9 protein-coding genes are annotated in these 8,986 nt (G+C 68.4%); all 9 read right to left on the bottom strand.

All coding sequences use genetic code 11. The annotated features are described in order from the left end of the window. Window positions 1–98: 98 nt before the first annotated feature. The gene (locus BRAS3809_RS32225) at window positions 99–584 is read right to left on the bottom strand and encodes a cytochrome c-type biogenesis protein (protein WP_008966200.1); all 486 of its coding nucleotides are present in this window, start codon (window positions 582–584) and stop codon (window positions 99–101) included. A gap of 5 nt (window positions 585–589) precedes the next feature. Then, window positions 590–2,569, bottom strand: coding sequence for a heme lyase CcmF/NrfE family subunit (locus BRAS3809_RS32230; protein WP_008966201.1), 1,980 nt, complete (start codon window positions 2,567–2,569; stop codon window positions 590–592). Further along, window positions 2,566–3,084: a cytochrome c maturation protein CcmE gene (gene ccmE / locus BRAS3809_RS32235; protein WP_008966202.1), complete on the bottom strand. Its 519-nt coding sequence runs from the start codon at window positions 3,082–3,084 to the stop codon at window positions 2,566–2,568. Before ccmE ends, BRAS3809_RS32230 begins: the two co-directional genes overlap by 4 nt. 34 nt (window positions 3,085–3,118) lie before the next feature. After that, on the bottom strand, window positions 3,119–4,219 hold the full coding sequence (gene ccmI / locus BRAS3809_RS32240; RefSeq protein ID WP_008966203.1) for a c-type cytochrome biogenesis protein CcmI: 1,101 nt from the start codon (window positions 4,217–4,219) through the stop codon (window positions 3,119–3,121). A 168-nt stretch (window positions 4,220–4,387) separates the two neighbouring features. Beyond that, window positions 4,388–4,657, bottom strand: a complete 270-nt coding sequence (locus tag BRAS3809_RS32245) for a hypothetical protein (protein ID WP_008966204.1) — start codon at window positions 4,655–4,657, stop codon at window positions 4,388–4,390. A 111-nt stretch (window positions 4,658–4,768) separates the two neighbouring features. Beyond that, window positions 4,769–6,244 (bottom strand): hypothetical protein, encoded by a 1,476-nt coding sequence (locus BRAS3809_RS32250; protein WP_008966205.1) that lies wholly within the window; start codon window positions 6,242–6,244, stop codon window positions 4,769–4,771. A gap of 110 nt (window positions 6,245–6,354) precedes the next feature. Further along, entirely contained in the window at window positions 6,355–7,731 is a 1,377-nt protein-coding gene (locus BRAS3809_RS32255; protein WP_035659964.1) for an ATP-binding protein, read from the bottom strand. Between the two features lie 63 nt (window positions 7,732–7,794). Further along, window positions 7,795–8,469, bottom strand: coding sequence for a response regulator transcription factor (locus tag BRAS3809_RS32260; RefSeq protein WP_008966207.1), 675 nt, complete (start codon window positions 8,467–8,469; stop codon window positions 7,795–7,797). A gap of 283 nt (window positions 8,470–8,752) precedes the next feature. Continuing rightward, a complete protein-coding gene (locus BRAS3809_RS36935; RefSeq protein WP_170323364.1) occupies window positions 8,753–8,905 on the bottom strand; it encodes a hypothetical protein in 153 nt (50 codons plus the stop codon). Window positions 8,906–8,986: the final 81 nt, after the last annotated feature.

An 8,986-nucleotide genomic window follows, 5' to 3' on the forward strand; every position in this document is an offset into this window, starting at 1 on the left:
TCCGTGGCCTCATGGTTCGAGACGGCGCTGCGCGCCTCCTCACCATGAGGGTAAGGCTCCGCGTCTGGCGCGGCGCGGCAACCCGAAGTAGCGCGCAATCACGTCGCCGGCGGCTGCTGCTCGGCCAGCAGCGCGGCGATGCGCGCCTCCTCCTCCGACGTCAGCTTCGGCGTCGCCTCAGTGCCGCGCTGGCCGCGGCGGCGGACCTGGAGCCAGAGTGCGACGCCGCCGCCGAGCAGCAGCAGCGGGGGCAGCAGCCAGAGCAGCAGGGTCTGGCGCTCGAAGCGTGGCTTGAGCAGCACGAACTGGCCGTAGCGCGCGACCAGGAAATCCAGCACCTGATTGTCGCTGTCACCTGCCGCGAGGCGCTCGCGCACCAGGAGGCGGAGGTCGCGCGCCAGCGGCGCGTCGGAATCGTCGATCGACTGGTTCTGGCAGACCATGCAGCGCAGCTCGCGCGACAGCGCGCGGGCGCGCTGCTCCTTGGCGGCGTCCGACATGATCTCGTCGGGCTGCACCGCATGCGCCAAGGGCGCGCCGAGGAGCAGCAGCGCGAGCGCGAGGAGACTGGCAATGCGTCGCATCCGCCCTACTCCGCCGGCTGCAGCGCGCGCGCCGCACGCGCCGGCCGCGGCGCGCCGACGCGCAGACGGCGGTCGGACAGCGACAGCAGCCCGCCGAACGCCATCAGCACCGGGCCGAACCAGATCAGCAGCACCAGCGGCTTGTGATAGATGCGCACCGCAAGTCCGCCATCGGCGGTGGTGTCGCCGAGCGAGACGTAGAGCTGGCTGACGCCGCGGGTCAGCAGCGCGGCCTCCGTGGTCGACATGCCGCGCGTGGCAAAGCTGCGCTTGCTCGGCGTCATGACCGCGAGCTGCTTGCCGTCCTCGCTGATGACGAAGGTGCTGACGACCTCGGTGAAGTTCGGGCCCTGGCGCTGGCTCATGCCGTCGAACTTGATCTGGTAGCCGGCGAGGTTGCGCACGTCGCCCGGCCGCAAGGTCGAGATCAGCTCGCTGTTCCAGGTGGTCTCGCAGACGATGCCGAGCAGCGCCACGCCGAGGCCGGCATGGGCGAACGCCGTGCCCCACACCGAGCGCGGCAGGCCGCGCGTCCGGTGCAGCGCCGTCTTGAACGGCACGCGCGCGACGCCGCTGCGCTCGACCAGATCGACGATGGCACCGACGATGACGAACACGCCGAGGCCGATGCCGAGCGGCGCCAGCGCGCTGCCGCCGCGCGCCCAGGCCCAGGCGATGGCGATGGCCACCAGCGAGACGATTCCGGCGGCGAGCAGCCGCTGTGTCGCAGCGACGAGGTCGCCGCGCTTCCACGCCAGCATCGGGCCGAACGGCACCATCAGCAGCAGGATCGCGAACAAGGGGCCGAAGGTGATGTTGTAGAACGGCGCACCGACCGAGAGCTTGAAGTCGAGCGCTTCCATGATGACCGGATAAAGCGTGCCGAACAGCACGGTGGCGCAGGACACGGTGAGCAAGAGATTGTTCAGCACCAGCGCGCCCTCGCGCGAGATCGGCGCGAACAGCCCGCCCTGCTTCAGCGACGTGGCGCGGCCGGCGAACAGCGTGAGGCTGCCGCCGATGAACAGCACGAGGATGCCGAGGATGAAGACGCCGCGCGTGGGATCGCTGGCGAAGGCATGCACCGAGGTGATGACGCCGGAGCGCACCAGGAAGGTACCGAGCAGGGACAGCGAGAAGGTCAGGATCGATAAGAGGATGGTCCAGACCTTGAGCGCGTTGCGCTTCTCCATCACCAGCGCGGAGTGCAGCAGCGCGGTGCCGGCGAGCCAGGGCATCAGCGAGGCATTCTCCACGGGGTCCCAGAACCACCAGCCGCCCCACCCGAGCTCGTAATAGGCCCAGTACGACCCCATGGCGATGCCGAGCGTCAGGAAGATCCAGGCCATCAGGGTCCACGGCCGCACCCAGCGCGCCCAGGCCGCATCGATGCGGCCCTCGATCAGGGCAGCGATCGCGAAGGAGAACGAGATCGAGAAGCCGACATAGCCGAGATAGAGCATCGGCGGATGCACCGCGAGGCCGATGTCCTGCAGCACCGGATTGAGGTCGCGGCCCTCGATCGGCGGATTGGCCAGACGGGCAAACGGATTCGAGGTGGTCAGGATGAACAGATAGAACGCGGTGGCGACCCAGGCCTGCACCGACAGCACGCGGGCGCGCAAGGACAGCGGCAGATTGTTGCCGAAGGCCGCGACCATGGCGCCGAACAGCGCCAGGATCGACACCCACAGCAGCATCGAGCCTTCATGGTTGCCCCAGACGCCGGTGATCTTGTAGAGCAGCGGCTTCATCGAGTGCGAGTTCTCGAACACGTTGGCGACGGAGAAGTCCGAGGTCACGTGCAGGGTGATCAGCGCGATGAAGGACAGGCCGGCGAACAGCAATTGCGCCAGCGCCGCCGAGCGGCCGACGTTCATCAGCGCGACGTCGCGTTGCGCCGCGCCGAGCATCGGCACCGTGGACTGGATCAGCGCCAGCGCGAGCGCCAGCACCAGGGCATAATGTCCGCTCTCTGCAATCACTGCGTCGCTCCTGCGGCCGTCTTCTCCGCCCCCTCACGCATCGACACCGGGCCCGGTTTGGCCGCGCCTTGCGGCTTGCCGTAATCGTCCTTCCAATGGCCCTGCTTCTTCAGCGCGTCGGCGACTTCCTTCGGCATGTAGGTCTCGTCATGCTTGGCGAGCACGGTGTCGGCCTTGAACACGCCGGACGCGTCGAGCGCGCCCTCGGCGACGACGCCCTGCCCCTCGCGGAACAGGTCCGGCAGGATGCCCTTGTAGGCGACCGGCAGCTTGGCGCCGCCGTCGGCCACCTCGAAGGTGACGGCGAGATCGTCGCCGCGCTTCAGCGAGCCCGGCTGCACCAGGCCGCCCAGGCGGAAGCGCTTGCCCGGCGCGACGTGCTTCTCCGCGACCATGGTCGGCGTCGAGAAGAACACGATGGAGTCGCGCAGCGCGTTCAGCACCAGCCCGGCCGCGACCGCGAGCACGAACAGCGCCCCGCCGATGATCGTCAAACGCCTCTGCTTGCGTGTCATCCCAAAATCCCGTTGGCGGCGGATGCGCCGCTCCTCATCCATCCAGCCCGAACGTCTTCACGCCCTCGTTGAGCTGGCGCAACCGCTCGGCATCCTTCACGGCCTGCCGCGCATCGGATAACGCTGATCGGGCCTTGTCGAGATCACCCATCACGACATAAGCGCGCACCAGCCGCAGCCAGCCCTCGACGTCGTCGCCATTCTGCTTCAGCCGCGCCGCGAGCCGGTCGACCATGCCGCGGATCATCGTCTCGCGGTCATTGTCGCTCATGCTTTTTGCGGCCGCCATCGCCTCGTTCGGCAGCGGCGGCGCCTCGCCGCCGCCGACCCGCGCCAGCGCGGCCGACACCAGCGGCCGCCACGGCGCGTCCGCCGGGCCCTTGCTCAGCATCGCGCGCCAGATGCTGGCGGCATCGTCCTTGCGGCCGTCCTGCTCGGCGGCGAGCCCGAGATAATAGTTGGATTTGGGCTCGTCGGCGTCGAGCGCATGGCCGCGCTCGAACTCGGCCTTGGCCTCGGCGGTGACCACGCCGCCCGCGGCGGCCGCGATCACCTCGCCGAGATCGGCGCGCTTGGCGGCGCCGTCGCCGGCATAGGTGATCATGTTGCGATAGGCGCGGATCGCGTCATCGGTGCGGCCGAGCCGCGCCAGCACCGGGGCAAGCACCGTCCAGCCGCGGCCGTCGGTCGGGTTCTTCTGCAGGTGCTGCTCGACCTGCGAGACCAGGTTCTCCAGCGGCTGGGAGCCGTCGGCCGGCGTCGCGCGGGCGGCGAGCGGAAAGTCCGGCACTTGCGGCGAACCGAGCGGAAGATACACCGCGAGCGCCACGACCGGCACGCCAATCAGCGCCAGCACGGCCGCCACGCGGCGCAGGCCGACGCTCGGCTTCGCGGGGGCCTCACCCTCCTGATCCGCCGCGGCGAGCAGCCGGCGGCCGATCTCGACCCGCGCGGCCTCCGCCTCGACCTTGCCGATCAGCCCGGTCTCGACGTCGCGCTCGATCTCCGCCAGCTGGTCCTTGTAGACCACGGCCTCGCGGCCATCCGAGGCGGAGCGCGCGCCGAGGCCGAGCGGCAGCAGCACGGCGAAGATCGCCGCGGCCGTCATCACGGCGAACACGAACCACAACGTCATCGGAGCCAACGCGTCATCGGGCAGAGCGTCATCGGACAGAGTTCCGTTCAGCGCCCACCGGCAGGCGCCCAGGCGCGCTTTTACCCAGCACCGTTCCCGGCGGCAATTCACAATTGCCGCCCTGGTACCGCAGTCGCCCACCGCGAAAAACTCAGGAGGATTACGTAATTACGGGACCTCGAACTCGGCGCTCTTGGCCAGGTAGCTGCCGTGCCCGTTGAGCGCCACCAGGAAATAGGTCCCCGGCCGGACCCGGTCGTTGAGGCGGATCCGCAGCGAGCCGACCGGGACCGGCGACGCGATGGTGGTGACGGGATCGGGCAATTGCGTCCCGCTCGTCTTGTCGACGAGCACGACCTTGGCCTTGATCATGAGGTTGCGATAGGTCGCGCTGACGACGCGATTCTCGACCTCGACGAAGTTGATGGTTGAAATCATGGTCTTGATTGAAAACGTATGGAACTCGACGGCGGGAACCTATGCGGGGCCGCAGCACGCGGTCAACCTAAAATTGCGTCTACGAAATAGTCAGACTATAGCCAGAAAGTACTAGCCGGCGCGCGATGATTTTCGCTCACCGTTCAGGGCGTTCTCGGCAGACCTACTCATCAACTGGGCATAATCATTGCCGAACAGAACGTGGCAGAAACGAATCGCGGCGGAGACCTGCGACTGCCGATAGGCGCGCGCCCGCGCATCGCCCGAGCGCAGCGACTGCACCAGCGCCTCGGTGGCCTTCTCGACATATTGCTGCAGGTCGGTATAGGTCCGCAGCGTGACCTCGTTGATCGCGAGTTCGCTGGCATAGTTGCGGCACACCGCGACGAACTCGATCAGGGCCGCGACCTCCTCGACCTCTCCGGCGTCGACGCCGGCGCCGGCCGGAATGTCCTTGTCGGCGCGCTGGCGCAGGATGCGGCGGGCCCTGCCCGGCACGCTATCAATCTCAGATTGCAGCGCATTGGAGATGTCGGCGCGGATCGCCGTGAGCTGCTTGCCCCAGGTCGATTCCGAGCGCAGGTCGAGCTCGGTGCGCAGGCCGCGGACGCCGTCATGCAGGCTCTTCAGCGTGTCGCCGAGATTGGCGAAGTGCCCGCGCCGGATGTCGGCGCGCAGCAGCGAGGCGAGGTTGGCGAGGTCGTTGAGCGCGATGGTCACGGCGATGCCGAACGGGGTCGCGGCGACCCGGATCTCGTCGTCGGAGGCGGCGATCTTGATGGCCAGGCGGATGATCTGCCACGGCGAGGCGAGCCGCTGCATCACCAGCGACAGCGCGAACGGCAGCATCAGGGGCGTCTGCAGCGACGGCACGTTGATGGCGTCCGAGACGGAGGCGATCTGGGAATCGCCGAGCACGCGGATGATGCCGGGCAACCGGCCATTGAGACCGTCGAGCGCCTCGCGGTTCTGCAGCACGAGCGCGATCGGCAGCAGGTCCTCGATCACGCTCGGCGCGCCGATGCGGGCGAGCGCGCGCTGGCGATCGCCGGTGGCGTTGGGGCCGACCAGCTTCATGAGGGCTTCGGCAGCAGCCAGCTGCAGCTTGCGCGCGGCCATCTCGACCTCGCGCGAGCCGTCGCTGGCCGTGGACATCGCGGCCTCGAACTCGGCATAGCGCTCCGGCGCGCCCTCGCGGCCGAGCCATTGCCAGACGGCGAGCAGCGAGGCGCGGCGGATCTGCCCGGGGCGCAGCGGACCGGTGGAATCGGTGAGGAACGGCTCGAGCGGCCGGAACAGCCGGCGCGGCCCGTCGCCGCTCTGACGGCGGTCCTCACGGGCCGGAGCCCGGGCGACCTCGATGGCGGGCGGTGGGCGAACCGGTTCGGCTGCGGGGGCCGGCGCAGCGGGAGCAGCCGGGGCTGCGGGGCGCACCACCTTGCGCAACTGCTCGAGCACGAGGGTCGCCACGGCCACGTCCTGGCCGCGCTCGATCGCACGCTCGAATTCGCGCATCAGAAGCGACTGCGCGTTCGGCGGCAGCTGCCCGAGATACTCCCTCAATCGCTCGTGAGCTGTCTGACCCATGCGCCGGCGTGCAAATTTCCACGGCGAGAGCGCACATCGCGCACCCCTGCACCGACCTTACCGTCCGCGATGTTAAGAACACCTTTAGGATCGCGCATTTCGCCGCCCCGTCAAACGCCGGGCAGCCGCAGTTCGGCCCTGAGACCCCCGATCGGCGCATCCCCCAGCGTCAGGCGGCCGCCATAGAGCGCGGCCAGATCGGTGACGATCGACAGCCCGAGGCCGGATCCCGGTTTGGACTCGTCCAGCCTCTGACCGCGCCGCAGCACCTGGGCGCGCTCCGCCGCCGACAGGCCGCGGCCGTCGTCGTCGACGACGATGCGCAGGGTCGAGGTCGCGCCCGCCTGGGCCGGCGGCTCGACGGCGACCTCGACAGACACGCGCGAGGCCGCCCATTTGCAGGCATTGTCGACCAGATTGCCGACCATCTCCTCGAGATCCTGGCGCTCGCCGCGAAACCGCGCCGCCGGATCGGCCGTCGCCTCGACCACGATGCTGCGCTGGCGGTAGATCTTCTCCATGGTGCGGCGCAGCGCCTCGATCGCCGGTGCGACCTCGGTGACGGTCGACACGATGCTGACGCGGGCCGCGATCCGCGCCCGCTCCAGATGGTGGGCGACCTGGTCACGCATCACGTCGGCCTGCTCCATCACCTTGGCGGCGAACGGATCGGCGGCGTGCGTGGTCGCCTCGTTGACGATCACCGACAGCGGCGTCTTGATGGCGTGGGCGAGATTGCCGACATGCGTGCGCGCGCGCTCGACGATCTCGCGATTGGCGTCGATCAGCGCATTGGTCTCGCGCGCCAGCGGCGCGATCTCGACCGGGAATTCGCCCTCCAGCCGCTCGGCCCGGCCGGAGCGGATGTCGGCGATCGATTCGGAGATGCGCTTAAGCGGCGCCAGGCCGTAGCGCACCTGGAAGATGGTGGTCAGCAGCAGCACGATGCCGAGCGCGGTGAAGGTACCGCCGAGATAGTAATCGAAGCTGCGGGTCTCGTCGAAGATCTCGGAGGCGTCGCCGGCGACGCTGACCAGGAATTTGCCGTCGGAGCCGAGATCGACGGGACGCTCGACCATGCGCAGGTCCTGATTCTCCGGTCCCTCGACATAGCCGATCCTGATACCGGCAGCCGTGAGATCGATCCCCTGCTCCTCCAGCTTGGGCAGCTTCTTGTCCCAGAGCGAGCGCGAGGCCCGCACCTCCGGCTTCTCGGTGTCGGTGCGGGTGATCTGCCAGTACCAGCCGGACAGCGGCAGCTCGAACAAGGGCTCGCCGAGCGACTGGAATTGCCGGTCCGGCGGGTCGTCGGGGGTGGCGACCTCGGCGATCAGCGTCCGCAGGTAGAGATTGAGCCGGCGGTCGAAGGCCCGCTCGGTCGCGTTGCGATAGACCGAGGACAGCACGATGCCGGTGATGGCGAGAATGACCACGAGCCACGCGGTCGCGGACAGGAACAACCGGGTGGCAAGTGAACTCTGGCGCATGGCCGCAAATTAGCGAAACGGCCGGCGCCCGGCCACCTCGAATGGTGGGGGCGCCGGGACGGATCAGGCGCCGGCGGTCGGCGGCGGGGTGAGCAGGTAGCCGAGACCGCGCACGGTCTGGATCACGTCGCAGTCGAGCTTCTTGCGGATACGGCCCACGAACACTTCGATGGTGTTCGAGTCGCGGTCGAAGTCCTGGTCGTAGAGATGCTCCACCAGCTCGCTGCGCGAGACGACGCGGCCCGAATGGTGCATCAGATAGGACAGCAGGCGATACTCATGTGACGTCATCTTGACGGGATTGCCCGACACGCTGACCTTACCCGTCCGGGTATCGAGGGTGACCGGGCCGCAGGTCAACTCGCTCTGGGCGTGACCCGCCGAGCGGCGCAGCAGCGCACGGATGCGCGCCAGCACCTCCTCCAGATGGAACGGCTTGGCGACGTAGTCGTCGGCGCCGGCGTCGAACCCCTGCACCTTGTCGCTCCAGCGATCCCGCGCGGTCAGGATCAGCACCGGCATGGCCCGGCCATTGCGCCGCCACGCCTCGAGCACCGAGATGCCGTCCATCTTGGGCAGGCCGATGTCGAGCACGACCGCGTCGTAGGGCTCGCTGTCGCCCAGGTAGTGCCCCTCTTCACCATCGAACGCACGGTCCACGACGTAGCCGGCGTCGCTCAGCGCCGTCGTAAGCTGGCGGTTGAGATCCGGATCGTCCTCGACAACGAGCAGACGCACGCTTGCCTCCAAAGCTGAACTGCACGATTTCTGCCCTCAAGATGAACCGGAAGGCCGTGAACCGCGCATGAACGGAACCCGGCCGACAGGTTACTTTTTGGTCATCTCGGCCAGGACAGCCGGCAAGGGCCGACAGAATTGGGGCAGATATAAGCTCTGGCACGCCACGAGGAAAAGCCCGGCCACTGGGGTGGCCGGGCTTCATGGGTGACGAGGCGATGAGTGCCGGCCGACGCAAGGACGCCGCGACGTCGTCGCGGGGCGACCTACGTCTCGACGGCCTTCAGGTGTGGAAGAAAACGAACCACACGAGGCCTAGCACCAGCAACGCCAGTCCGGTGGAGATGGCCAGCATGGCCAGAACCGACGGACCGGGCTCGCCCTGTCGCGCTTCGGTGGGAGTTTCGACGATCTGCGGCCCTCGTCTCGTTGCCATGGCGCCCTCAGCTCACTGGAGATCATCTCGAGCGCGGTATCGCGCTCTTGTCTGCTCCCGTTAGCAACGTCGGCCGCCAGA

This window comes from Bradyrhizobium sp. STM 3809, assembly GCF_000239795.1.
Lineage (GTDB): Bacteria > Pseudomonadota > Alphaproteobacteria > Rhizobiales > Xanthobacteraceae > Bradyrhizobium.